Origin of the sequence: Lutibacter maritimus (assembly GCF_900116115.1) — a bacterium.
Classification (GTDB): domain Bacteria; phylum Bacteroidota; class Bacteroidia; order Flavobacteriales; family Flavobacteriaceae; genus Lutibacter; species Lutibacter maritimus.
In genome coordinates this window covers 190534-215680 of sequence record NZ_FOZP01000006.1, presented here as the reverse complement: position 1 = coordinate 215680, position 25147 = coordinate 190534, and the positions used below count along the sequence as shown (strand labels likewise).

At 29.5% G+C, this 25147-nt stretch carries 23 protein-coding genes; 16 read left to right on the top strand and 7 right to left on the bottom strand.

Annotated elements, in window-relative coordinates; genetic code table 11:
* Positions 1-13: 13 nt before the first annotated feature.
* The 12 genes from BM335_RS11240 to BM335_RS11185 all read left to right on the top strand — a co-directional run bounded on the left by BM335_RS11240 (position 14) and on the right by BM335_RS11185 (position 11661).
* Complete coding sequence (locus BM335_RS11240) at positions 14-622, top strand: LemA family protein (RefSeq protein WP_090227383.1); 609 nt, start codon at positions 14-16, stop codon at positions 620-622.
* Positions 622-1059, top strand: coding sequence for a TPM domain-containing protein (locus tag BM335_RS11235; RefSeq protein WP_090227380.1), 438 nt, complete (start codon positions 622-624; stop codon positions 1057-1059). Before BM335_RS11240 ends, BM335_RS11235 begins: the two co-directional genes overlap by 1 nt.
* Positions 1060-1872, top strand: coding sequence for a TPM domain-containing protein (locus tag BM335_RS11230; protein ID WP_090227375.1), 813 nt, complete (start codon positions 1060-1062; stop codon positions 1870-1872).
* A 362-nt stretch (positions 1873-2234) separates the two neighbouring features.
* Positions 2235-2885 carry a DUF47 domain-containing protein gene (locus BM335_RS11225; RefSeq protein WP_090227371.1) on the top strand — a complete coding sequence of 217 codons (651 nt, stop codon included), beginning with the start codon at positions 2235-2237 and terminating at the stop codon, positions 2883-2885.
* 16 nt (positions 2886-2901) lie between these two features.
* Positions 2902-4641, top strand: coding sequence for an inorganic phosphate transporter (locus BM335_RS11220; RefSeq protein WP_090227366.1), 1740 nt, complete (start codon positions 2902-2904; stop codon positions 4639-4641).
* 30 nt (positions 4642-4671) lie between these two features.
* On the top strand, positions 4672-6039 hold the full coding sequence (locus BM335_RS11215; RefSeq protein ID WP_090227362.1) for an OprO/OprP family phosphate-selective porin: 1368 nt from the start codon (positions 4672-4674) through the stop codon (positions 6037-6039).
* 18 nt (positions 6040-6057) lie between these two features.
* Entirely contained in the window at positions 6058-6582 is a 525-nt protein-coding gene (locus tag BM335_RS11210; protein ID WP_090227358.1) for a hypothetical protein, read from the top strand.
* A 58-nt stretch (positions 6583-6640) separates the two neighbouring features.
* The gene (locus BM335_RS11205; protein WP_090227353.1) at positions 6641-7393 is read left to right on the top strand and encodes an SdiA-regulated domain-containing protein; all 753 of its coding nucleotides are present in this window, start codon (positions 6641-6643) and stop codon (positions 7391-7393) included.
* An 18-nt stretch (positions 7394-7411) separates the two neighbouring features.
* Entirely contained in the window at positions 7412-8053 is a 642-nt protein-coding gene (locus tag BM335_RS11200; protein ID WP_090227349.1) for a hypothetical protein, read from the top strand.
* Between the two features lie 2 nt (positions 8054-8055).
* Positions 8056-8526, top strand: a complete 471-nt coding sequence (locus BM335_RS11195) for a CYTH domain-containing protein (protein WP_090227344.1) — start codon at positions 8056-8058, stop codon at positions 8524-8526.
* Positions 8527-8619: 93 nt separating this feature from the next.
* A complete protein-coding gene (locus tag BM335_RS11190) occupies positions 8620-10176 on the top strand; it encodes an SLC13 family permease (RefSeq protein WP_245780661.1) in 1557 nt (518 codons plus the stop codon).
* Between the two features lie 15 nt (positions 10177-10191).
* Positions 10192-11661, top strand: a complete 1470-nt coding sequence (locus BM335_RS11185; RefSeq protein ID WP_090227333.1) for a hypothetical protein — start codon at positions 10192-10194, stop codon at positions 11659-11661.
* Here the strand turns inward: BM335_RS11185 and BM335_RS11180 are convergent.
* Positions 11654-14098: a PAS domain-containing hybrid sensor histidine kinase/response regulator gene (locus BM335_RS11180; protein WP_090227330.1), complete on the bottom strand. Its 2445-nt coding sequence runs from the start codon at positions 14096-14098 to the stop codon at positions 11654-11656. The genes BM335_RS11185 and BM335_RS11180 overlap by 8 nt on opposite strands.
* A 362-nt stretch (positions 14099-14460) precedes the next feature.
* On the opposite strand from BM335_RS11180, the gene BM335_RS11175 reads away from it, so the two are divergent.
* Both BM335_RS11175 and BM335_RS11170 read left to right on the top strand, forming a co-directional pair.
* A complete protein-coding gene (locus BM335_RS11175) occupies positions 14461-14991 on the top strand; it encodes a hypothetical protein (protein ID WP_090227326.1) in 531 nt (176 codons plus the stop codon).
* A gap of 71 nt (positions 14992-15062) precedes the next feature.
* Complete coding sequence (locus tag BM335_RS11170) at positions 15063-15518, top strand: hypothetical protein (protein WP_090227322.1); 456 nt, start codon at positions 15063-15065, stop codon at positions 15516-15518.
* 20 nt (positions 15519-15538) lie between these two features.
* Here BM335_RS11170 and cydB read toward each other — a convergent pair whose 3' ends face one another.
* The 5 genes from cydB to ileS form a co-directional block, all read right to left on the bottom strand.
* Positions 15539-16615 (bottom strand): cytochrome d ubiquinol oxidase subunit II, encoded by a 1077-nt coding sequence (gene cydB / locus BM335_RS11165; protein ID WP_090227317.1) that lies wholly within the window; start codon positions 16613-16615, stop codon positions 15539-15541.
* A 4-nt stretch (positions 16616-16619) separates the two neighbouring features.
* The gene (locus BM335_RS11160) at positions 16620-17951 is read right to left on the bottom strand and encodes a cytochrome ubiquinol oxidase subunit I (protein ID WP_090227313.1); all 1332 of its coding nucleotides are present in this window, start codon (positions 17949-17951) and stop codon (positions 16620-16622) included.
* A gap of 111 nt (positions 17952-18062) precedes the next feature.
* Positions 18063-18668 (bottom strand): lipoprotein signal peptidase, encoded by a 606-nt coding sequence (locus BM335_RS11155; RefSeq protein ID WP_090227310.1) that lies wholly within the window; start codon positions 18666-18668, stop codon positions 18063-18065.
* Between the two features lie 77 nt (positions 18669-18745).
* Positions 18746-19123 (bottom strand): TraR/DksA family transcriptional regulator, encoded by a 378-nt coding sequence (locus BM335_RS11150; protein ID WP_090227308.1) that lies wholly within the window; start codon positions 19121-19123, stop codon positions 18746-18748.
* A gap of 3 nt (positions 19124-19126) precedes the next feature.
* Entirely contained in the window at positions 19127-22534 is a 3408-nt protein-coding gene (gene ileS / locus BM335_RS11145) for an isoleucine--tRNA ligase (RefSeq protein WP_090227305.1), read from the bottom strand.
* 144 nt (positions 22535-22678) lie between these two features.
* Here ileS and BM335_RS11140 point away from each other — a divergent pair, with 144 nt between their 5' ends.
* Entirely contained in the window at positions 22679-23569 is an 891-nt protein-coding gene (locus BM335_RS11140) for a metallophosphoesterase (RefSeq protein WP_090227302.1), read from the top strand.
* 199 nt (positions 23570-23768) lie between these two features.
* On the opposite strand, the gene BM335_RS11135 is transcribed toward BM335_RS11140, so the two are convergent.
* Positions 23769-24509 (bottom strand): TerB family tellurite resistance protein, encoded by a 741-nt coding sequence (locus BM335_RS11135; protein WP_090227297.1) that lies wholly within the window; start codon positions 24507-24509, stop codon positions 23769-23771.
* Positions 24510-24666: 157 nt separating this feature from the next.
* Here BM335_RS11135 and BM335_RS11130 point away from each other — a divergent pair, with 157 nt between their 5' ends.
* On the top strand, positions 24667-25080 hold the full coding sequence (locus BM335_RS11130) for a BrxA/BrxB family bacilliredoxin (RefSeq protein WP_090227293.1): 414 nt from the start codon (positions 24667-24669) through the stop codon (positions 25078-25080).
* Positions 25081-25147: the final 67 nt, after the last annotated feature.

Sequence of the window (25147 nt, the reverse complement as noted above, 5' to 3'; positions counted from 1 at the left end):
AAAATAGAAAACAATGAAAAAGTGGTTAATTCCCGTAATAATAATTGGTTTACTTGTATTGGGTGGTTATAGTTGGGTAAAAGGTTTTTATAACTCTACCGTTCAGTTAAATGAAAATGTTTCAGAAAGTTGGGGAAATGTGCAAACAGCCTATCAACGTAGAAGCGATTTAATTGGTAATTTAGTAAATACCGTTAAAGGTGCAGCAGATTATGAAAAAGAAACTTTAACATCTGTAATTGAAGCCAGAGCAAAAGCAACATCAGTAACTGTTGATCCTACAAATATTACACCAGAGCAGTTAGCAAAATTTAATGAAGTTCAAGGCGGATTGAGTGGTGCATTAAAAAGTTTATTGGTAACCGTAGAGCGTTATCCAGATTTGAAAGCAAATCAAAACTTTTTAAAATTACAAGATGAATTAACAAGCACAGAAAATCAAATACTTACGGCACGTACACGTTATAACGAAGCAATAAAACCTTTTAATAATCATGTTAAAACGTTCCCTAATAATATTTTGGCTGGATTTTTTAATTTTGAAGGGAAGCCATATTTTGATTCTGAAGCTGGGGCAGATAAAGCGCCAAATGTTGAATTTAATTTTAGTGATAAAGAATAATGTCTAAAGTTGAAGATTTTTTAACAGCTGAGCAAGAACAAACAATTGTTTTAGCCATAAAAACTGCCGAAAAAAATACTTCAGGTGAAATACGTGTTCATATTGAAAAAAGCACAGAAAAACCTCCTATGGAAAGAGCATTGGATGTTTTTTATTCCTTAAAAATGGATGCTACTGAATTAAAAAATGGCGTGTTGATTTACGTGGCTGTTGAAAGCAAAAAGTTTGCAATTTTAGGCGATGAAGGTATTAATAAGCTAGTTCCTGAAAATTTTTGGGATAATGAAAAAAATATCATACTTGCACATTTTAAAGACAAGGAATATGCTTTAGGACTTAAAAAAGCAATTTTAGAAGTTGGTAAAAAACTTAAAGAATTTTTTCCACATCAATCTGATGATACAAATGAATTATCTGACGAAATTTCAAAAGGATAAATGAAATCAAAAAATAAAAATAGTAGGTTAATAAGCATTTTTTTGCTTGTATTTTGTTTTATACAAGTAACTTTCGCTCAGTTTACTATTCCTAAAGTACCCAAGCTACAAACCAGTGTTTACGATTATGCTTCTATTTTGTCTGTTAATGAAAAAGCGGCTTTAGAACAAAAATTAATCCAGTATTCCGATTCCACTTCAACACAAATTGTTGTAATTACTGTTGAAACAATAAACGGTGAAGATATTGGTATTTTAACACCAAAATGGGCACATGAATGGAAAATAGGACAAGCAAAAGAAGATAACGGAATACTTATTTTATTAGCTAATAAAGAACGTAAAATTTGGATTTCTCCCGGCTATGGAGTTGAAATTAAATTAACTGCAGGTATTACTGGTGATATCGTGCGTGATGTAATTATTCCTGAATTTAAAACAGGAGACTTTTATGCTGGATTAGATAAAGGTGCAGATGCAATTTTTGAAGTTTTAAAAGGAACATACAAAGCAAATAAGGCCAAAAAAAAAGATGGAGGATTTCCATCGTTTATAATTATATTCATCATATTTATTATTTTAATGATTATTTTCTCTAATAAAAATAGAGGAGGTGGAAATGGAGGAAGAGGCTTTAGAAGAGATTCAACAGCTGCAGATATTTTAGAAACAATTATACTAACACGTGCTGGACGTGGCGGCTTTGGTGGTGGATTTGGAAGTGGTTCAAGTGGTGGTTTTGGTGGTGGCGGCTTTGGTGGCGGTTTCGGTGGCGGCGGCTTTAGTGGCGGCGGCGCAGGAGGAGGCTGGTAATAGTTGTTTAATTTTTAAGGAATTAAAAAAATAAAATTAATTCATAAAATATGCGGATACTTTATATAAAGTATTCGCATATTTTTTATAAATAATAATTATTTTAAATAGCTAATTTTAATGCTATAGCCTATTAATATTTTGCTTAAAACAAAATTTTTCGCTAATCAAAAAACTTTAATTAAACTCTCATATAATTATTAATGCTAAATAAAAAACTTTACTTATAAAATATATTAATCTAAAAATCAGTTACATTAAATTTAAAAAAACTCTCAATTAAATATCTATCATTTCTCAAACTGATAAATATCATTCTAAATTGTTTAAGTTGAACATAATTTTGATAAAAACTTTTTGTAATGATAAAAATATTTAAAACTTCAAAAAATGTTATTATTAACATTGATGAGTATTTTGATACAGTTGAGTTAGGTATTCTAAATTTTAAAGAAGGAGTTAATAATTATTTAGAAGGAAATTTCACCGAATTTGAAAATAACCTAAAAATTATTGAAGTACTTGAAGGTAAAGCCGATTCAATAATTAGAAAAATTGAGAATGATTTATACATATATTCATTAATCCCAAATTATGCAAGTGAGGTTTTAAACTTGCTTGAAAAAGTGGATGATATTATTGATAAGGTTAAAAATAATTTAAGTCAATTTGATGTTGAAAGACCTTTTCTTCCTGAAGAAATAAAAAATGATTTTTCTCGCCTTTTAAACATCTCGGTAAAATCTGCCGAAAATGTAATTCCTGCTGCTCGCGCTTTTTTTACTGACCAAAACTTGGTAAAAGATAAAATTCAAAAAGTTATTTTTTACGAACGTGAAACTGATAAGTTAGCAACCAATATTAAGCGAAAAGTATTTAAAGAAATGCCGCATCTTAAACTAAGTGAAAAAATACACTTACGTTATTTCACATTGCATGTCGAAGAAGTTTCAGACGCAGCAGAAGTTGTGGCAAAAATGCTATCATCATTAGTAATAAAAACTAGAATGTAATATTTAAATATAATTTATGTTTTTATTTTTTCTAACAAGCGGATTATTTTTAGGTTGGTCATTAGGCGCAAATGATGCTGCCAACATTTTTGGTTCTGCTGTTGGTACTAAAATGGTCAAATTTAAATCTGCAGTTGTAATTGCCTCTGTTTTTGTGATTATAGGTGCAGTTTTACAAGGTTATGGAGCTTCACAAACTTTGGGCGATTTAGGTTCAATAAATGCAATTGGAGGTGCTTTTACAGTGGCACTTTGTGCTGGATTAACGGTGTTTTGGATGACCAAGTTGCAATTACCAGTTTCTACTTCACAAGGAATTATTGGAGCAATAATAGGGTGGAATTTCTATTCTGGAAATCCAACGGATTTAGCTGTGTTGAGCAAAATTGTCAGCACTTGGGTTGCAGGACCGATTTTAGGAGGGATTTTTGCAATAGTTTTGTATTTACTCTTAAAATATTTTCTTGATAAAAGAAGAATTCATCTTTTAAAATTAGATGCATATTTAAAATACGGACTTTTAATTGTAGGTGCTTTTGGTGCATATAGTTTAGGAGCAAATAATGTATCTAATGTTGTAGGTGTTTTTATCCCATCACTTCCAGAAATTACATTAAACTTTGGATTTTTCTCATTAAATGCTGTTCAACTTTTATTTTTAGTTGGTGGTGCATCTATAGCAATAGGTATTATTACGTATTCTAAAAAAGTAATGATGACCGTTGGAAATAATTTAATGAAACTTTCTGCAGAAGCTGCTTTGGTGGTGGTTTTATCGCACTCGTTAGTGTTATTTGTTTTTTCTTCAACAACACTATCAAACTTGTTTCAAAGTGTAGGTTTACCAGGAATTATGTTGGTTCCTGTTTCAAGTTCTCAGGCAATTGTAGGAGCTATTGTTGGAATTGGTTTATTAAAAGGAGGAAGAGGAATACAATATGGCGTTTTAGGTAAAATTTCAATAGGATGGATTGCAACGCCTATAATTGCTGGTTTTACCACATTTGTTTCTTTATTTTTTATGAACAATGTATTTAAAATGGTTGTTGTTCAAAATGAAAATAATATAATAACTAATAAAATAAATGATGTTATTATACACCCACAAATGAATACCTCTGTTAATTTATACCAACCTTTATTGTTCTTAATTATCATTGTTTTAGTAATTGCTTTAGTTGTAATGCTTGTTAATTTGGTTCGTACGTCTTCTCAAACAAAAGAAGATGCTTCATCTGAAAGGTTACTTAAATATGAATCTCAAGAAAAAATGTTAAATGCTGAAATACAAAAAGTAAATACAGAAAATGCCAAGTTAGAAAAGCAGATAGAATTTAAAAGAAAGGAACAAATGGTAATTGCTTTAAGCATTATTCAAAAAAATCAATTTCTTGAAAAATTAAAAATTAAAATTGATAAAATAATATCAAAACCAGAAGTAAAAGCAGAAGAATTAATAACCCTAAAAAGGTTGATTATTGATAATTTAAGTATTGATAAAGAACGAGAAAAATTTAATTTTTATGTAAATGAACTAAATGCAGATTTTTATTTGAGGCTTGTAAACAGGTTTCCAGATTTATCTGAAAATGAACAACGTTTGGCGGCTTTAATTCGCCTTAATTTAAGTTCAAAAGAAATTGCTTCCATATTAAACATATCTACGAAAAGTGTAGAAGTAAATAGACATCGACTTAGAAAGAAAATGCGCTTAAAACGCGAAGAAAACTTAACTGAAATTGTAAGTAAACTTTAAATATATATATGAACTTTAATTAAAATAAAAATGAAAAACAAATTTTACACATTGCTAGTAGTAATGATCCTATATGGTATTGGATCTGTTGCTCAAGAAGGAACTAAAACTGATTCTATAAGGATAAATCAGTATGGACAAGCAGTTCGTTTTCAGCCGCTAAATGCTGAAGCTCAAGATGGAATTTTAAAATTTACATCAGCAGACAAAAGTTATTCTATTTGGATGGATAACCGCGTTCAGTTTGATGGCGAAATGTTTTCTAATGATGCATTTAATCCAATTGGAAACGGAGCTTCCATTAGAAGAGCAAGGTTTGCTATGAAAGCTGAACTATGGAATAATTGGTATGGAGAAATTGATTTAGATTTTTCTGGTTCGGCTGTAGAATTAAAAGATGCTTACGTTAAATATACTCCAGATTCTGATAGCTGGAATATTAAAGCAGGACATTTTAAAGAAAGTTTTGGTATGGAAACCACTACAACTTCTAGATATTTAACGTTTACAGAACGTTCCCTTATGTCTAAATTTGATCCTTCACGCCATTTGGGATTTCAATTTAACCATTGGGCGGATAAATACTTAATAACAGCAGGATTACATTTTAGTACAGTTGGAGATAATGAAGAAGTAGTTTTTACTCAAGACAACAATAAAGATTTGGGTGTAGATGATGGATATTCATTAACTGGTAGAGCTGTTTTTATTCCTATAAATGATGAGGATAAAGTATTACATCTGGGAATTGCAGGTACGTATAGAACTCCAAAAGTAGATTTAGAAATTCCTTATTCTTACAGATTTAGCACAAGATCTCACTCATCAATCAACAGAAAAAAATATATAGATACTGACGATATTTTAAATGTTGATAATAACACAATGGTAAACTTTGAATTAGCGGGTAGATATAAAGGATTTATGTTTCAAAGTGAATATAAGTTAGTTACAGTAAATAGAAATGATGATTTAGATGCCATCAATTTTAATGGTTTTTATGTGCAAGGAGCCTATTTATTATTTGGGGGTCATCATAATTACAATGCAGAAGAAGGTGAATTTACAAGAATTACAAGAGGAAAAGAATATGGTGATTTAGAATTAGCTGTTAGATATGATTTTGTAGATGCAAATGATTTTGATAATGGAATTTATGGTGGTTCAGCAGAAGGATATACTGTTGGTTTAAACTATCATGTAAATCCAAACGTGAAATTTATGTTGAATTATATTTATAATAATAACGATAGATTTGCGAACGGTAAAGGTAAATTATATGCGGGTTATGATGCTGATGGCAACTTAACAAAAGATCCAACAAATGTATTTGATGCAGATGGTAATGGTGGTGATGATTTTGGAATGGCAGCATTTAGAATAGAAATTGATTTTTAACAATTAAAAAATATTAAAATGAAAAATATTAAATATTTATTAGTAATGATAATTGCCTTAACTACAACTTTTAGTTGTGTTGAAGACGAGAATGTGTATGTTGAACCAAGTCCTTGGGTTACGGTTACAACAAAAACAGTAAATTATACGCAGGGACCATTAAAAACGGTGAATTTTCCTAATAACCCAATTCCAGGAGAAGCAGTTAATGTTGTATTAACATATTTAAGTACTGAAACAATTTTAGAAGCAAGAATTTATTTTGCAATAGGAGATAATCCAGTATATGTAAAAGCCAATAAAATTGGAGGTGAAGATGATCCTTCATTCACTCAAACAGGAGTTACAATTAACATGAAAGATCAATCACAATCAGGTGTTAAAACTTCATTTTATGTTCGTATTGCAACAGCAAATGCAGAGTATTATTATGGTAATGATGGTTCTATGTATTTAGATGATACTCCTGGAGGAGGCTCAACAGATGAATCTGATACATTTAAAGAAAATCCATCTCTTTGGAATGTATTTACAGCTCAATAAATAATAAAAATATCAGCTTGTATTTTTAGCTAAATACAAGTTGATATTAATATAAAATATGCTACTAAAAATCAAAAACATTGGTGTAATACTAAGTGTGATATTCATTCTTTTTGTGTCTTGTTCTAAAAATAATGAAGTTTTTCCAGTAAATAATGGATTAGAACTCATTAATTCATACAAAATTAATGTGTTAGAACCTTCGGGTTTAGCAATTAATAACGATGGAACAATTTTATACACCGTAAGTGATAGCACCAATAAAATATACAAATTATCTACTGCTGGAGATGTGCTGCAAACTTTTGAATATTCTGGAAATGATTTAGAAGGTATTTCAGTATTTACCAATACTAAGTTGTTGGTTGTTGAAGAAAGAACAAAAGAAGTAGTAGAATATGATATGGAAACAGGAAATTTTAATAAACATAAAATTGACTACAATAACACCACAGCAAATAGTGGGTTAGAAGGTGTAGCGTATAATTTTAATGATGAAACCATATTTATTTTAAATGAAAAAGATCCAGGATTATTAATAAGGTTAAATCCAAATTACACCATTAAAACCTCTACTACATTAAATTTTGCTTCAGATTATTCAGGGGTTTTTCACGAAAGCGCCACTGATAATTTATGGATTGTTAGCGATCAAAGTAGAACAATTAATAAGTGTAATTTAGAGGGTAACCTTATAAAAAGTTACCCAATTAATGTAATTAAAGCGGAAGGAATTGCAGTTAGTAACGATAAAATTTATATAGTAAGTGATGCGGAGGCTAAACTGTACATATTTAAAAAACCAGTTTAAAATTAAAAAAATACAATAATGACAAAACCAGAAATGAAAATAGGTGAAATATCTAAACCTCGTTTTGAGTTTAGAAGTTTCGGACAAAGTTTTGAAGAATCTGCTAAAAGAATGTCCAGATTTTCAGTGCCAATTCCTGAAAAAGTTTGGGAAAGAGAATCCGAAGAAATTTATATTTTATCTAAAACAAACGATATAAATAACACCAAAATACGCGATGGTAAAATGGATATTAAAACCTACGTGCAAACTGTTGATGGCTTAGAACAATGGAATCCATTAATGAAAGGTGAATTCCCAATTGCAAAAGAAGTGTTATTAAAAGAAGTATTTCCTGCATTTAAAGTAAAAATACCAACCTTTAATAAAGATGTTTACACTTTTGATGAGTTTATGGCAATTATAGATGCACATCCAGATTTGCAAGGAGTTAGAGTTTACAAGCAACGTTTTGGGTATATGGTAAACAATACTTTATGTGAAGTTGGAAATGTTTTAATAAACGGAGCAAAAGTAGTTACTATTAATTCTGAATCTACAGAGTTAGAAGATATCAAAAAAACAATTGCAGATTGTAAATTAGAAGGCGTTGAAAATATAAACTATTTACAAGCAATAAAAAGAGTAATAGGTTGGATTAATAAACCACTAGCAAATTAATTATGGCACAAGAAATTGAAAGAAAGTTTTTAGTAAAAAGCGATGCTTTTAAAACTGAAGCTTTAGCAAAAATGAGAATTACCCAAGGTTATTTATCATCAATTCCAGAAAGAACGGTACGTGTTCGTATTAAAGGAGAAAAAGGGTTTTTAACAATTAAAGGGATTGGAAATGAATCTGGCGCATCGCGTTACGAATGGGAAAAAGAAATTGCTGTTGAAGAGGTAAATCAGCTATTAAAAATTTGTGAACCAGGTGTAATTGATAAAACACGTTTCAATGTAAAATCTGGTGAACATACTTTTGAAGTTGATGAATTTTATGGAGATAATGAAGGTTTGGTTGTTGCTGAAATAGAACTTTCATCAGAAGATGAAAATTTTGAAAAACCGAGTTGGTTAGGTGAGGAAGTAACAGGGCAAGTCAAGTATTACAATTCGATGTTAATGAAAACGCCATATAAAAATTGGTAAACACAAAATTATTTTAAAAATCCTATAAATAGAAATGTTTATAGGATTTAAAACCTTTTATTGAAAAATAATATGTATAAAAATGTATTGGACATGAGTAACTACCGAATGGAAAAACTTCCAAAAAGGCAGTTAACCAAGGTAGAAAAAGTATTTGCCATTATTGGCGGGCCATTGGCAATTATTTCATTCATACTCATCATGTTTGTGCTTGATTTGTCGTTTTTACAAAATTTTAATTCAGAGAGTTTAAGTAAAAGTGCATTGGCTAATTTTGATAAAATTGGAATAAACAATTTTATTCAGTCTAATAGAGCAATGTTGGCCATATTTATCGCCTCATTAATTTTATGGATAACCGAAGCAATTCCAAACTATTTAACTTCTTTAATTTTAATTATTGCGTTGGTATTGACAGGTGTTTTACCAGAGAAAGTTGCTTATGCGCAATTAGGTCACGAAGTAATGTGGTTAAATATCTTGTCGTTTATTTTGGCAAGTATGTTGGTTGCAACTGGCGTTGCAAAAAGATTTGCACTTTGGTTTATTTTAAAGTTTGGAAAAAATGCTTCTTCCATATTTTTAAGTTTTATTGTTATAAATGTGTTGTTATCTATATTTATTTCAGCTACAACTGCAAAAGCAGCTATTTTATTACCAATATTTATGGTGATTGCTGCTGTTTATGGAGCATCAAATGGGAATAGAAATAATTTTGGGCGAAATATAATTCTACAAAATCTATTTCAAATTAATATGGGAGCCAGTGCTTTTTTAACAGGTTCTGGAGCCAATTTATTGGCGGCATCACTAATTGCAGGAGCTATTGGTAGCGATATATTTTTTGCCGATTGGATGATTGCTGCATTTCCTGGGGCAATGATTTTAATGATTTTAGGATGGATTATTGGAACAAAAATTATTTTTCCGCTTAAAAAAGAAGAGAAAACGCCTTCTATTGAAGGTGGAATGGATACGTTAAAAACAGAATTACACAACATGGGTAAAGTTTCATTTAATGAAATTAAATCTATTTTTATATTTGTCTCTATTTTAGCACTTTGGGTAACAGATAAATACCACGGAATAAGTCCAACAGCAGTTGCATTTGTTGGAGCGATAGTTGCTTTACTTCCAAAAATTGGAATTGTATCTTGGAATGATGTTGATATTCCTTGGCATTTATTATTATTCTCTGCCGGAGCTTATACTTTAGGTGCTGGATTTAATGTAACCGATTTGCCAAGTATTGCAGTAAACTCAATGTTTGATAGTTTAGGAATAAGCGACAATACGCCTTTTTGGTTGCTTTATATGGTATTAACCTTTGGAATGGTTTTTAGCGCATTGGTATTTCAAAGTAAAACAATGCGTGCTATGATTTTTATTCCAATTGCTATAGGAATTGCAACAAGATTTGGTTTTGAAATTATTAGTTTAACGTTGCCAGTAGCCTTTTTAATAGAGCATGTGTATACATTGCCTTTTAATAGCAAGCCTGCATTATTGTTGTATTCTACTAATCATTATAGTTGGGCAGATACTTTTAAATACGGAATAACCATGCAAATTTTAGCTTGGATACTTTCAATTGTAATGGCAATGACTTATTTTAAATGGCTAGATATAACACCTAACGGACTTTTTTAAAAAGCTAAAAATATAATGATTCAAAATAGTGTAAAAATTCATGATAATTTTTCTTTAGAAATTAAATCGATTTATGAAAATACTTCAAAAAGAAAAAAAACAAAATATGATACTATTACCTATTTGTTTATTCCTAATGGTTTAAATATTAATAATCAAACATATACCAAAACAAAATTTTATAATGATGTAAAGGTTTACATTAGATATAATGCTTCGGAATACACTTTAGAAGAGATCATAAATTTAAAAACAGGACCTTTAAATTTATTTATAAAAAGTGTAAAAAAGATTGTTAAGGAAAAATCAACTAAAAAAAATATCTTAGATTTTGAGGCAAAAGTAAAATTGTTGGGAGCAATTTTAAATAACTCGTTAAAATTACAAACACACTATTTTAAGTTCCAAAAACTGGCAGATTTACAACTTTCTAATCAAGATTTTTTTAATCAATTAAAAGAAATTCTTCATATTTACAGAACACAAATTCCAATAATCGAAAACTCAAGTTTAGATGAAAATATAAAAAATATTATAAAACTAGGCGATGAGTATTTAAGCAATATATCCAACTATTACACCATACAATTATTAGAACATTTCAAAAAAATAAGTACTGAAAAGTCGGATTTAAAAATAATTATTCAGTTTATAAAAGAAGAACAAGAGTATCGAAAAACACAAAATTTTGATACTTCTAAAGATGATGATTATTATGATGAAACGTTGCTTCATAAAAGAAGTCAACTAAAAAAATATATTGATGGAGTTTTGTTTTTAACTCGAGATGTAAGAAAAGATGGCGCTTTTGTTGAGCAATCTGTTTTTGCAATTGCTGCAGGTTTAGCTATGGTTTTTTCAACTGGGATAGCATTTTATTATCAACAAGTTTACGGAAATTTTACACTTCCATTTTTTATTGCATTAGTTGTTGGCTATATGTTTAAAGATAGAATTAAAGCTTCAATTGGGTTGTTATTTATTAGTAAAGCAAGTTCTTTTTTTTATGATTATAAGATAAAAATTAAAGATCTTCAAAATAATTTAATTGGTATCACAAAAGAGAATTTTGTATTTGTCCCTTTCGAAAAATTAGGACCAAAAGTTAAAAAACACCGTATTAAAGATGGATATTTGGATGCGGATTATGATTTTTATGGAGAACAAATAATTCAATACAAGCGAAAAATTGAGATTTATCCGAAAAAATTTGGTCAAGAAATTTCTGATAATCGATTAAATAGTTTAGTTGACATTACACGAATTAGTTTTAATCGATTTATTACCCAAATGGATGATCCCAAAAAAAGTTATTCTATTTTAAAAAAAGGCAAAATTATTAATAGAGTTGGCAATAAAATTTATCACATAAACGTAATTCAAAAATTTTATTCAGAACAAGGAATTGAGTTTAAACGATATAGAATTATTATGAACAGAAAAGGAATTAAACGTGTTGAAAATATAGCGCTTGATGTTATTTAATCATTTGTTTTAATTCGCTAACTTTAATTGGTTTGGTAATATAATTGTTACAACCTACAGCCATTACTTTTTCCATATCACCTTCTAAAGCAAAGGCAGTTTGGGCAATAATTTGTACTTTTTTATTAAATTTTCGTATTTGTTTAGTCGCTTCATAACCATCCATTACGGGCATTTGAATATCCATTAATATAATATCAATATCTTCATGTTTCTTGCAAGCTTCTACAGCCTCAATGCCGTTTTTTGCATGAATTATTTCTTTGGCTAAATCTTTAATGGCAATGGAAAGAAGCATATCAGAAGCTTCATCATCTTCTACAATTAATATTTTTAATTTTTCAGAAGAATTTGTTGTATTGAGTTTAATGCCCTTTAATTCTGTTGCTGTATTAGTAATTGTATCTTTGGTTTTAAAAGGAATAGTAAAATAAAATGTACTGCCTGTTTTTTGTTCTGATGAAACCCAAATTTTTCCACCAAGCATTTTTACATATGCTTTTGAAATTGCCAAGCCTAGTCCAGCTCCTTGATGTGCCATTTTATCGGTAATATCTGCTTGAATAAAACGTTCAAATATGGCATCAAGTCTATTTTTTGAAATACCAATTCCTGTATCCTTCACATAAAATTCTAGTACTGAGTTTTTTCCTTCATTTTTTATAAGATAACCAAATTCTATACAACCCTTATCAGTAAATTTAACAGCATTTTTTACAAGATTTGTAAGTATTGCATACATTTTTTCTTTATCAGTTTTAATAATTGCCGCCTCTAAAGGTAATGGCTTATTACAAAGGAATTGAACACTTTTTTTTTCAACTTCGGGTTTAAAAAACGTATAAATATCTTCTAGTTGTTCATTAATATTTAATTCTTTTAAGTCAAGTTCTATTAATCCAGATTCAATTTTAGAAATATCAATTATATCATTAATTATATTAAGCATTCGCGCTCCGCTTTTTTCAATAACATGGATATATTGTTGTTGTTTTTCACCGGAAAGTTCAGGGTTTTTTAATAATTCTGAAAATCCTAAAATACCATTCATTGGTGTGCGTATTTCGTGACTCATATTTGCTAAAAAAGCAGATTTTAATTGATCGCTTTGTTCTGCTTTTTCTTTTGCAATTTTTAAATCATTTTCAATAATTTTTAGGCTCGTAATATCGTGACTTACACCAACTAAAAATTTGTCGCCATTATCATTTATAAACCTTTTTTTACTTGTAAGGAGTGTGCGAGTTTCATTGTCTCCTAAAGTAAATGGTTCTTCATTAATACTTTCAATGCCGCTCATTAATACTTGTTTGTCAATTTTAAGAAAATTCTTTCTTTCTTCAAGGGAAACATCCTCAGCAAGTGTTTTTCCAATAACATCATTTTTAGAACATTGAAATAATTTACAAAATGCATCATTTACTACTAACATTCTGCTTTCATCGTCTTTTACAAATACTGGGTCGGCAATATTATTTATAATTGTATATAAATATTTTTCGCTTTGCTCTGCTTTTTCTTTTGCTTTCACTAGTTCTAATGCTGCTATTTTTTGAGCAGTAATATCATTAACTGTACTAATTGCTCCAATAATTTTGCCTTTATGGTTATATAACGGAGCAATTCTATCTACTACCCAACCTTTTTTATTTGTAGTTGTAATGTTAAAAGAGGTTTCTACAATGTCTGTTTTTAAACCTTTTAGAGCTTTTTCAACATTTGCAAGAATGCCACTTCCTTCTAAAAACGGAAATACTTTTGTGGGGTTTTTACCCAAAACATCTGCCGCTTTTATTCCTGTTAATTCTTCCATATAGGGATTCCAACCTATATATTTTTTATTTAAATTATATACAACAAAGCCTTCTTGAGCACTATTAATTACTTGTTGATTAAATTCATTGGCCTCATTTAATTTTTCTTCTACTTGTTTACGATGTGTAATGTCAGAAAAAATACAATGTGTATGATGAAATTGGCCAAATTCATCACATCCTATTTTACCTTCATAAGAAACCATAAAATGAGTGCCGTCTTTTCTTACCATTTCAAATTCATAATTATGAATTTCACCATTTTTTATGAAAGTTGGGAACCGTTCTTTAATAAGTTCTGCAGATTTTGGAGTCATAAATTCCCGAAAGTAGCGACCAATAACTTCTTCTCTTTCATACCCCATTGTTTCTAGCCACGTATTATTTACATCAATAATTCGTGTAGTATTATCTAATGATTGATAACTTAATGGAGCGTTATCATATAACAGTTTAAAGCGTTTTTCATTTTCTTCAGCATGTTCTTTGGCTTTAAGTAATTCCTTAGTACGTTTTTCATTTTGTTTAATTTGTAAATCAAATTCAAGCTGAAGATTATTATATAGTTTTTGTAATTCAGAAAGCTGTATTTGTAATTCTTCGTATGTAGGTTGAGTTTTCATACTATTTGTGATTTGATTTTTCAATAAAATCGGTTTTTTTGTATTTAAAAAGTTACTATAAAACCTTTTATAAATCAATGAATTAGATTTTATAATTTTTTTAGGAAATTTAACTAATATAAAAAAAAGAATTGAAATAGTTGTGTAAACTTCTTTGGATAATAAAATTAATAATCATTCTAATTAAGAAAATTTAAATGGTTTTCATTTTAAAAATTTATTAAGAACACTTAAAAGATATAAAATTATTATGAGTAGAAAGGAAATTAAGCAAATTGAATTTGGACCGTTATTTAGCTTTAAAGATAAATTAAGTTGTAAGTTTGTATTAAAAAAATCATTTTTAAAAAATTAAAATTAAAATGAACCAATATGTAGAGCTAGTAAAAGAATATCCAATTTTAAGCGCCATTATTCAATTTGCCGTTTTAGGAACTTTTGGCGATATTATATCTAAATGGCTTCAACAAAGAGTAATTTTTTTACCATATAAGTTTTCAATTTTATTTTTAAAAATGCTCGAATGGGCTTTTTTAGGTATTTGTATAAAATATGCGTTTATTGGTTTTCAAGGGTTTGTTGAGAGTTTAATTTCACATAAATTATTACCTAATCTTGGTTTGTTTGGCAGCGCATTCTCGGTATCTGTTTTAATGAATTTACAGTTTGGGTTATTACTGGTTATTTTGCATCGTTTTTTAGATAATTTAATTTCAAGAGAAAATAATTGGAAAAACATTGATAAAGGAATGTTTTCACTAGTTTGGTTTTGGATTCCAGCACATACCATAACATTTATGTTAGATAAACCTTTTCAAATTGGATTAGCTGCTGTTTGGAGCGTTATTTTAGGAATTATTTTAGGATATTATAATAGAGAAATTAAGAGTTGAAAAATTTAGTTTTTTAAGTATTATTTAAATTTATTTACTTTTACAAAAGACTAATTTATAAAACAGAGTGAATGCTTATAGACAAAAGTTTACAGGAAATAGAAAAATTATTGCCTTTTTTTAAAAAGACAAATGTAAAAGTATCTGCTGTAAATGTAGGATGGCATTTAGATCATTCATTAAAAGTAGTTAATAATGTTTGTTTAGCTATAAAGCAATCGAAAGTTGAAAATTATAAGTCTAATTTTAGCTTTTTAAAGAGTTATATTCTTTTAATAGGAATTATTCCCAGAGGTAAAGCTAAAGCTCCCAAAAACGTTATTTCAACTGCTGATATTTTTGAAAATGATATTTTAGAACAATTAATTTCTGCAAGAATTAATTTAGAGGAAGTAAAAAAAATGCCTGCTAAAAGTCATTTTAGGCATCCTCATTTTGGTATGTTATGTTTGAAAAAAAGTCTTCGGTTTTTAGCAATTCATACAAATCATCATTTAAAAATAGCGCAAGATATTATCAAAAATTAAAAGCATAAGTATTATTTTTTTTAGTGATAATCGTGCGCTTCAGTTAATTTTCCTTTAAAAACCCGATGTACAAAAGTGAAATAAATAACTACTAAAACAAACGCAATAATCCACCAAATAATACCCACCTCTAATGCATAAGTTTCTGAGGCTGTATTGTAAATTGTTAACGATTCAATTATGGAATTTGTACTTGGAATTACAACTGGAAACATACTGGCAACAGCGCTTCCAATACCGCTAATTATAAAAATGGTTGATGCTGTAAAACCAAGCCAACTTTTTTTGCTGTTTCGTGCAAATAGCATTCCAATTAAACCTAGTAAAGCTATAAAAGGCAATAAATAAATAGATGGATGCTGAGAAAAAAGTTCTTTATGAAATGATTTCATTGTTATAAATGCAAGTAAAGAAATAGCAATTAAAACAACCAAAGCAACCCATAAAGGCAATATTTTAGATTGTAATTTTTTAACAAATTCACCGTCCGTTTTTAAGATGATCCAATAAGCGGCGTGAATGGTTAATGTTAAAACAGCCACTAATCCAATTGTAATTGTAAACCAATCTATAACACCTGGTCTTTCTGCAAAAGGAGAGAAGCTTCCATCCCATAATGGCGTAAAAAATGCATAATTATTAGTAAAACTAGCAACGCCATCTTCAACACCTCCAAGATTTACACCTCTAATAACATTTCCAAAAGCAATACCAAAAAATAAAGCCAATAACAAACTAGAAATTCCAAATGCTTTTTGCCAAGGTTTAATCCATAATTCGTGGTTTATTAAATGTGTAAATTCAATACCTAATGCTCTAAAAATAAATAACCAGAGTATAATAATTAAAGGCAAATAAAAACCACTAAATGCTGAAGCGTACAATGTTGGGAAAGCAGCAAATAAAACGCCTCCAAAAGCTACTAACCAAACTTCATTTCCATCCCAAAATGGACCAATGGCTCTCATAACCTGTTTTTTTTCAGCATCAGTTTTAGCAAAAAATAAATGAATAATTCCAGCACCAAAATCAAAACCATCTAATACAATATACATAACAAGCATAAAGCATAAAATTACATACCAAATTACTTCCATGTGTTTAGTTTTTTAAAGTTAATTTTGGACCTTTATGAATTATTTTCCCTACTAAAATTAGCATTATAAATCCTAATAATAAGTACAATCCAACAAATCCTAAAAGTGTAAATAAGGTGTTTCCTGCTGAAACACTTTCAGAAATTCCATCAGAAGTTTTAAAAAGTCCGTATACTAAATACGGTTGTCTACCAAGTTCAGATGTGTACCAACCTGCTGTGTTTGCAATGTATGGAAATGGAACGGCGAATAATAATATCCATAAAAACCATCGTTGAATTTCTAATTTTTTCTTCCATAAAAACCAAATTCCTATAAACATAATTCCAATAAAAATAGTCCCTAAACCAACCATAATATGGTATGAGTAATATAAACCTGGAATGTTAGTTGGCCATTCTTCTTTAGGAAAATCATTTAAACCTTTTATTTCAGCATCCCACCTTTTGTAGGTTAAAAAACTCAATACTTTTGGAACTTCAATTTTATTATCCAATCGTTGTTCTTTCATATTTGGTTGTCCAATTAATACAATAGGAGCACCTTCTTCCGCGTTAAATAAACCTTCCATAGCTGCTAAAGTTACAGGTTGTTTTAAAGCAACTTGTTTTGCTAATAAATCGCCCGTAGGAAAAGCTACAAATAAGGTTGAAATAAGTCCTGTAATTATGGCTGTTTTTAAAAATAAATGTGCGTATTCCTTATGTTTATTGATTAAAAGGTAAAATGCACCAACACTAGCTATAACAAAAGAAGTTGTTACTAATGAAGCCATTTGGTTGTGAAAAAATGATGGCAATAACCAAGGATTGCTAAATAAATCTGAAAAATTATTTAATATAAACTTGCCATTAGCTAAAACTTCATGACCTACTGGATTTTGCATCCAAGAATGCGTGGCAATAATTAAATAACCACTTGCCCAAGAGCCAATAAAAATTAAGAACGCCGTTAAAAAATGGAGTTTTTTACCCAGAATTTTTTCGCCAAACAAAAATAATCCTAAAAAGGAAGATTCTAAAAAGAAGGAAAACATACCTTCCATAGCTAAGGTTTGACCTATTATATTTCCGGTTCTTTCAGAAAATTGCGCCCAGTTTGTTCCAAATTGAAACTCCATTGGAATTCCTGTAACAACGCCCATTCCAAAGTTTATAGCAAATATTTTTGCCCAAAATTTAGCTGACTCATTGTAAATTAATTGATTGGTTTTTAAGTAAAAACCTTTGTATAAAACAATTATTAACGCCAAACCCATAGTGAGTTGTGGAAATAAGTAATGGTAAGTAATGGTAAAAGCAAACTGCAATCTACCATACAAAAGTGCGTCATCCATTATGTATGAATTTTATAATTTTTAAGCCAGTGTTGAAGCCAAAATTACAAATTATTGTATTACTCTATGTAAATAGTATTACTTAAAGTAAGTGTAAATTTGAAAATTTGATTATTCATTATTATCTTTAGGAAACGCTTTTTTGTTAAAAACAATTAGCAAACCTACAGCTATGGAAATTGCAGCATCAGCTACATTAAAAATTGCATTAAAAAAAGTAAAAGGTTTGCCGCCCCAAATTGGTATCCAACTAGGTAAATCGCCACTCCAAATTGGGAAGTATAGCATATCAACAACTTTTCCATAAAATAATTCACCATATGGTTTTTCGGCAAAAAGTGTTGCTGTAGCATTTGCAGGAGTATCAAAAATGACTCCGTAAAAAACCGAGTCAATTATATTTCCCATTGCACCTGCAAAAATTAGTGAAATAGCTACAATTAATATTGTGTGAGCTTCTTTTTTAATAGATGAATATAGCCAATAACCAATACCACCAATTGCAAAAAGTCTAAAAATTGTTAAAAATAATTTTCCAGCTTTCCCTCCAAATTCTGCACCCCAAGCCATTCCATTATTTTCTATAAAATGGATTCTAAACCAATCAAAAACAACAACGTCTTCTCCATATAAGAAGTTTGTTTTGATATAAATTTTACTTATTTGATCAATTAATAAAACAGTGATTATGATAAAAAGCGCTTTTTTCAATGTAATGGTAATTATGTATTGATATTAAATAATGAAGCCTCCATTATTCAGGAAGCTTCATTATTTAATAATATAAATTTATTTTATTGCTGCATGTTTTTAGCTTCAATACTCAATGTTGCGTGAGGTACTAATTTTAATCGTTCTTTAGCAATTAATTTTCCAGTAACTCTACAAACACCATAAGTTTTATTCTCAATTCTAATCAATGCGTTTTTTAAATCGCGAATAAATTTTTCTTGACGAATGGCTAAAGCAACATTCGCTTCTTTAGACATGGTTTCAGAGCCTTCCTCAAAAGCTTTAAATGTTGGAGAAGTATCATCGGTTCCGTTATTAGAATCATTTTTAAATGAACTTTTAATCAAATCTAAATCTTCTAAAGCGTAATCAATTTTTTTCTGAATTATTTCTCTAAATTCTGCTAGTTCTTTATCTGAATATCTATTGTTTTCATCCATAACTTACATTTTTTCAATTAATATTTTTGTATTTACATCGTCAAAAGCAATTTCTATGCCTTTTTCCAAATCTTCAATAAAAATTAGTTCTTTTGTTAACGTTTCGTTTTTAATATATTGTTCATTAGCTAAAACTGATTGCTCTAATATATCATTTTTTTGAATAACTAATTTAATTTTATCATTAACTTCTAAACCGCTTTCTTTACGTAAATTTTGCACTCTGTTTATTAGCTCTCTTGCGTTACCTTCTTTACGTAATTCATCAGAAATTGTAACATCTAATGCAACCGTTAAATTTCCTTGATTTGCCACTAACCAACCTTCAATATCTTGTGATGTAATTTCAACTTCATCTATTGTTAAATTTACAACATTTTCGTTTACTTTTAAAGATATTTCTCCTTGTTTTTCAACAATTGCAATGTCTTTTTGCGTTAAATTTTGAATTGCTTGTCCCACAAACCTCATGTCTTTACCGTATTTTGGTCCAAGTACTTTAAAGTTTGGTTTTATGGTTTTTACTAATATTCCTGAAGCATCATCAATTAATTCAATTTCCTTTACATTTACCTCTGATTTTATTAAGTTTTCAACAGCTAAAATTTCTTCTCTATCTTCATTATTTAACACAGGAATCATAATACGTTGCAATGGCTGACGTACTTTTATCATTTCTTTTTTACGAAGTGATAACACCATTGAAGATATTTTTTGTGCTTGTTGCATTTTATGTTCTAACTTGCTATCAACCAAACTTTCATCGTATTTTGGAAATTCTGCCAAATGTACCGATTCAAAATTTTCTTTACCAGTTGCGTTTGTTAAATCTTTGTAAAGATTATCCATGAAAAATGGTGCTATTGGAGATGCTAATTTTGAAACAGTTACCAAACAAGTATATAATGTTTGATATGCTGAAATTTTGTCTTGTCCGTATTCACCTTTCCAAAATCGTCTTCTGCTTAAACGCACAAACCAGTTACTTAAATTTTCACCTACATATTCTTGTATAGCTCTGGCTGCTTTAGTTGGTTCGTAATCTTCGTAAAAACTTTCAACATTTTTTACCAATGTATTTAATTCTGATAAAATCCAACGATCAATTTCTGGTCTTTCATTTAAAGGAATTTCATCTTCCGCATACGTAAAACTATCTAAATTCGCATATAATGAAAAGAAAGAATAGGTGTTGTAAAGTGTTCCAAAGAATTTTCTTCTAACTTCATCAATTCCTTCAATGTCAAATTTTAAGTTATCCCACGGATTTGCATTTGAAATCATATACCAACGTGTAGCATCTGCTCCATATTTATCCATTGTTTCAAACGGATCAACAGCATTTCCTAAACGCTTACTCATTTTTTTACCTTCTTTGTCTAACACCAAACCGTTAGAAACTACATTTTTATAGGCAACAGAATCAAAAACCATCGTTCCAATTGCGTGCAATGTATAAAACCATCCTCGAGTTTGATCTACTCCTTCTGCAATAAAATCGGCTGGGTAAAACTTTTTCTCGTCAATTAATTCCTTATTTTCAAATGGATAATGCCATTGCGCATAAGGCATAGAACCAGAATCAAACCAAACATCAATTAAATCGCTTTCGCGTTTCATTGGTTGTCTTTTTGGCGATATCAATATTATTTTATCAACTACATTTTTATGAAGGTCTATTTTATCATAATTTTCTTCACTCATATTTCCAACTTCAAAAGTTGAAAATATATCTTCTTTCATAAAACCAGCATCAACTGATTTTTTCATTTCAGCTTTTAATTCTTCAACGGAGCCAATAATAATTTCTTCCGTTCCATCTTCCGTTCTCCAAATAGGTAATGGAATTCCCCAATAACGTGAACGAGATAAATTCCAGTCGTTGGCATTTTTCAACCAATTTCCAAAACGTCCTTCTCCGGTTGATTTTGGTTTCCAGTTAATAGTATTATTTAAATCGAACATTCTATCTCGTTTCTCGGTTACTTTAATAAACCAAGAATCTAACGGATAATATAACACCGGTTTATCTGTTCTCCAACAATGTGGATAACTATGGCGGTATTTTTCTACGTGAAAAGCTTTATTTTCTTCTTTTAATTTGATAGAAATTTCAACATCTAAAGAACGTTCTGGAGCTTCACCTTCATCGTAATATTCATTTTTCACATACTTTCCGGCAAATTCACCCATATGATTGGTGAATCTTCCTTGTAAATCTACTAAAGGAACTGGATTTCCGTTATCATCTAATACCAACATTGGCGGAACTTCAGGACTTGCTTGTTTTGCAACTAGTGCATCATCTGCTCCAAAAGTTGGTGCTGTGTGTACAATTCCAGTACCGTCTTCTGTAGTAACAAAATCTCCTGCAATTACTCTAAAAGCATTTTCAGGATTTTTATATGGAAGTGTGTATGGTAATAATTGTTCGTATTTAGCTTCTAAAATATCGGTTCCTTTAAATTCTTGAACAACAATAAAAGGAATTTTTTTATCGTCTTGTTTGTAATCTGCAAGTTGTGCTTCATTTTCAACAGCAAAAAACTTTCCTGCAAATTGTTTCCCAACTAAGTTTTTGGCTAAAATTACATTTATTGGTTCAAAAGTATATTGGTTAAACGATTTTACTAAAACATAATCTATCTTTTTACCAACTGTTAAGGCTGTGTTAGAAGGTAATGTCCAAGGAGTGGTTGTCCAAGCTAAAAAGTGTACATCACCATCAATATTTTGCAACATTTTTGGTAAGGTATTTTTAATAGCTTTAAACTGTGCAACTGCTGTTGTATCTGTAACATCTTGGTACGTTCCTGGTTGATTTAACTCATGAGAACTTAATCCTGTACCAGCTTTTGGAGAATATGGTTGAATGGTATACCCTTTATAAATCAATCCTTTTTTATACATATTGGCCAATAACCACCAAACAGTTTCCATATATTTTGGTTTATAGGTTACATACGGATCTTCCATATCAACCCAATAACCTACACGTTTTGTAAGGTCGTTCCAAACATCGGTATAACGCATCACTGCTTTTTTACAAGCTTCGTTATATTCTTCAACAGTTATTTTTACGCCAATATCTTCTTTGGTTATACCTAATTCTTTTTCAACGCCTAATTCAATAGGTAATCCGTGCGTATCCCAACCTGCTTTGCGTTTTACTTGAAAACCTTGTAAAGTTTTATATCTACAAAAAATATCTTTAATAGCTCTCGCCATTACGTGGTGAATACCTGGTAAACCATTAGCTGAAGGAGGTCCTTCAAAAAATACGTATGGTTTATTTTCATTTCTTGTTGTAATACTTTTTTCGAAAATATGTTCTTTTTCCCAAAACGCTAAAGTTTCATCTGCTACTTGAGTGAGGTTCAATCCCTTATATTCTCTAAACTTTTTACTCATTTTTACCTTAAATTCAATTAGTTTGCGAAATTACGTATTTTCTACAAAATATCATTTCATATTTTGTAAAAAATTATACACATAAAACATTGACTTTAATAGAATTATAGTAAGTTTATATTTCTATAAATTTTTATACTAAATATGATTCAAAAAATTATCTCTAATTCCTATAAAAATGCAAAACGAATTCCGTTGAATTGCGGTTCGAAATTTATTTTTTTTAGTGATTGCCATAGAGGTGATAATAGCTATGCCGATGATTTTGCAAACAATAGCAATATTTATTATCATGCTTTACGAAACTATTTAGAGAGAGATTATACCTACGTTGAACTGGGTGATGGAATTGAATTATGGGAGAATTTATTTTTTAATGATGTTTTTGAAGCGCATAAAAACAATTTTTTATTATTGCGTGAATTTCATTTAAAAAACAAGTTGCATATGCTTTGGGGAAATCATGACATGGTTTTGAAAAATCCCAAAAAAGCAGCAGAACTTTTGGGGAGCTATTTTGATAAAATAACAGGTAAATATCAAGATTTATTACCGGGCTTAACTTTAGAAGAAGGTATTGTTTTAGAGGTTGAAGGTAGTAAAAAAGACATACTATTAATTCACGGTCATCAGGCAGATTTTTATAATTATGTTTTGTGGAAATGGAGCCGATTTTTAGTTCGGATTTTATGGAAACCATTGCAAGTTGTTGGGATAAAAGATCCAACAAGTCCTGCTAAAAATTTCACTGAACTGATAAAAGTTGAACGCCGACTTAAAAAATGGATTTTAGCTAACAATAACCAAATGGTTATTGCTGGTCACACACATAGGCCACGATTTCCTGAACCAAATGAATTGCCTTATTTTAACGATGGAAGTTGTGTGCATCCAAGGTCAATTACTGGAATTGAAATTGTAGATATGCAAATTTCATTGATAAAATGGCATATTATTTCTCAAAAAAATGGCACGCTTCAAATTGTAAAATCTGTTTTGGAAGGACCAATTCATATTTTTAAATATTTAAAATAAAAAAGCGCCCCTTAAAAAGAGACGCTAAAACTAATCTTTGGGTATATGTTTATTAGGATTCATATATCCTTTAACTAATTTTTACTAACCTGTTTTTTTGACACATAAAATTTTGAAAAGTCACTTTTTAAAATAAAAAAAGTGTTTCTTTTTTTTGAGAAACACTTTTATATTATTAATGGCCTATATTTTTAAAAAACTACTTTCCTCTTTCTTTTTGTATCTGTTCGTATGCTTTTTGAACTTGTTTAAATTTTTCTTCAGCACCTTTTACATGTTCTTCACCTAAATGTTGCAGTTTATCTGGATGGTATTTTTTGACCATTTTTCTATAAGCAGCTTTTATTTCATCATTTGTTGCGTTTTTTTCTATTTCTAAAATTTTATATGCACATTCTGAATCTTCATAAAACATAGCTTTAATAGATTCAAAATCATTTAAACTAATGTATAAATAACTTGCAATAGTTTTAATGGCGTTTATTTCCACTTCAACAACATTGCCATCGGCTTTTGCAATTCCAAACAAGAAATGAATTAATTGTAAACGAGAAGCATGTGTTAAGTTTTGACGAATTTGCACACAAATTTGTTGTGTTGAAATGGTATTAGTTTGAATAAATCCTTTAAATAATTTAAACGCATTTGCAGCTCTTTCTTCGCCATACATGTTTTTAAAATGTGTACGAACATAATCTAATTCACGGGTATCAACTTTTCCATCAGCTTTAATTACAACAGATGAAAGTAGTAGCAAACTTATTTCAAAATCCCCCGATTGCACATTACCTCCTGATGCACTATATTTTTTAGCATTTTCAATATCTTCTATAGTAAAACCTCCAATTATACTTCCAACTACAAATCCCAAAATACTACCAATTGGACCTCCTAGTGTAAAACCAACTCCGGCGCCAATCCATTTAATAAAATTCCCCATAATTTAATTTAATTCTGCAAAGATAATTGAAATATTAGTACCTATAAAGCCCATAAATGTTACAGTTGTTAAAATATTTATAAACTTTTAGCATTTAAACTGTTATATTTGCAACTAATTTACGTCTAACAAAATCTAATAAAAAAATCAAAATATTATGTATCCACCAGAATTAGTTAAACCAATGCAATTAGAATTAGAAAACGCAGGTTTTACATCATTACATACTGCACAAGAAGTTGAAAAAGTATTAGCACAAGATGGAACAACACTGGTTGTTGTAAACTCGGTTTGTGGTTGTGCTGCAGGAACTTGCAGACCAGGAGCTGTTGCTTCTTTAAAATTTGATAAAGTTCCAACAAATTTAGTGACCGTTTTTGCCGGAGTTGACAGTGAAGCTACTGCAAAAGCAAGAGAATTTATGATTCCTTTCCCTCCATCTTCACCTGCAATTGCACTTTTTAAAGATGGCGCTTTAGTTCATATGTTAGAACGTCACCACATTGAAGGAAGACCTGCTGAGGTAATTGCTTCAAATTTAGCAGCTGCGTACGATGAGTATTGTAACTAACATTTTAACTTTCAATTTTTAATTGAAGGAAATATAATTTTTTAAAATCCGTTTTATTTAAAGCGGA

Coding starts and splice junctions, on each gene's coding strand:
- BM335_RS11240 (WP_090227383.1), top strand. CDS start 14: ATGAAAAAGTGGTTAATTCCCGTAATAATAATTGGTTTACTTGTATTG.
- BM335_RS11235 (WP_090227380.1), top strand. CDS start 622: ATGTCTAAAGTTGAAGATTTTTTAACAGCTGAGCAAGAACAAACAATT.
- BM335_RS11230 (WP_090227375.1), top strand. CDS start 1,060: ATGAAATCAAAAAATAAAAATAGTAGGTTAATAAGCATTTTTTTGCTT.
- BM335_RS11225 (WP_090227371.1), top strand. CDS start 2,235: ATGATAAAAATATTTAAAACTTCAAAAAATGTTATTATTAACATTGAT.
- BM335_RS11220 (WP_090227366.1), top strand. CDS start 2,902: ATGTTTTTATTTTTTCTAACAAGCGGATTATTTTTAGGTTGGTCATTA.
- BM335_RS11215 (WP_090227362.1), top strand. CDS start 4,672: ATGAAAAACAAATTTTACACATTGCTAGTAGTAATGATCCTATATGGT.
- BM335_RS11210 (WP_090227358.1), top strand. CDS start 6,058: ATGAAAAATATTAAATATTTATTAGTAATGATAATTGCCTTAACTACA.
- BM335_RS11205 (WP_090227353.1), top strand. CDS start 6,641: ATGCTACTAAAAATCAAAAACATTGGTGTAATACTAAGTGTGATATTC.
- BM335_RS11200 (WP_090227349.1), top strand. CDS start 7,412: ATGACAAAACCAGAAATGAAAATAGGTGAAATATCTAAACCTCGTTTT.
- BM335_RS11195 (WP_090227344.1), top strand. CDS start 8,056: ATGGCACAAGAAATTGAAAGAAAGTTTTTAGTAAAAAGCGATGCTTTT.
- BM335_RS11190 (WP_245780661.1), top strand. CDS start 8,620: ATGAGTAACTACCGAATGGAAAAACTTCCAAAAAGGCAGTTAACCAAG.
- BM335_RS11185 (WP_090227333.1), top strand. CDS start 10,192: ATGATTCAAAATAGTGTAAAAATTCATGATAATTTTTCTTTAGAAATT.
- BM335_RS11180 (WP_090227330.1), bottom strand. CDS start 14,098: ATGAAAACTCAACCTACATACGAAGAATTACAAATACAGCTTTCTGAA.
- BM335_RS11175 (WP_090227326.1), top strand. CDS start 14,461: ATGAACCAATATGTAGAGCTAGTAAAAGAATATCCAATTTTAAGCGCC.
- BM335_RS11170 (WP_090227322.1), top strand. CDS start 15,063: ATGCTTATAGACAAAAGTTTACAGGAAATAGAAAAATTATTGCCTTTT.
- cydB (WP_090227317.1), bottom strand. CDS start 16,615: ATGGAAGTAATTTGGTATGTAATTTTATGCTTTATGCTTGTTATGTAT.
- BM335_RS11160 (WP_090227313.1), bottom strand. CDS start 17,951: ATGGATGACGCACTTTTGTATGGTAGATTGCAGTTTGCTTTTACCATT.
- BM335_RS11150 (WP_090227308.1), bottom strand. CDS start 19,123: ATGGATGAAAACAATAGATATTCAGATAAAGAACTAGCAGAATTTAGA.
- ileS (WP_090227305.1), bottom strand. CDS start 22,534: ATGAGTAAAAAGTTTAGAGAATATAAGGGATTGAACCTCACTCAAGTA.
- BM335_RS11140 (WP_090227302.1), top strand. CDS start 22,679: ATGATTCAAAAAATTATCTCTAATTCCTATAAAAATGCAAAACGAATT.
- BM335_RS11135 (WP_090227297.1), bottom strand. CDS start 24,509: ATGGGGAATTTTATTAAATGGATTGGCGCCGGAGTTGGTTTTACACTA.
- BM335_RS11130 (WP_090227293.1), top strand. CDS start 24,667: ATGTATCCACCAGAATTAGTTAAACCAATGCAATTAGAATTAGAAAAC.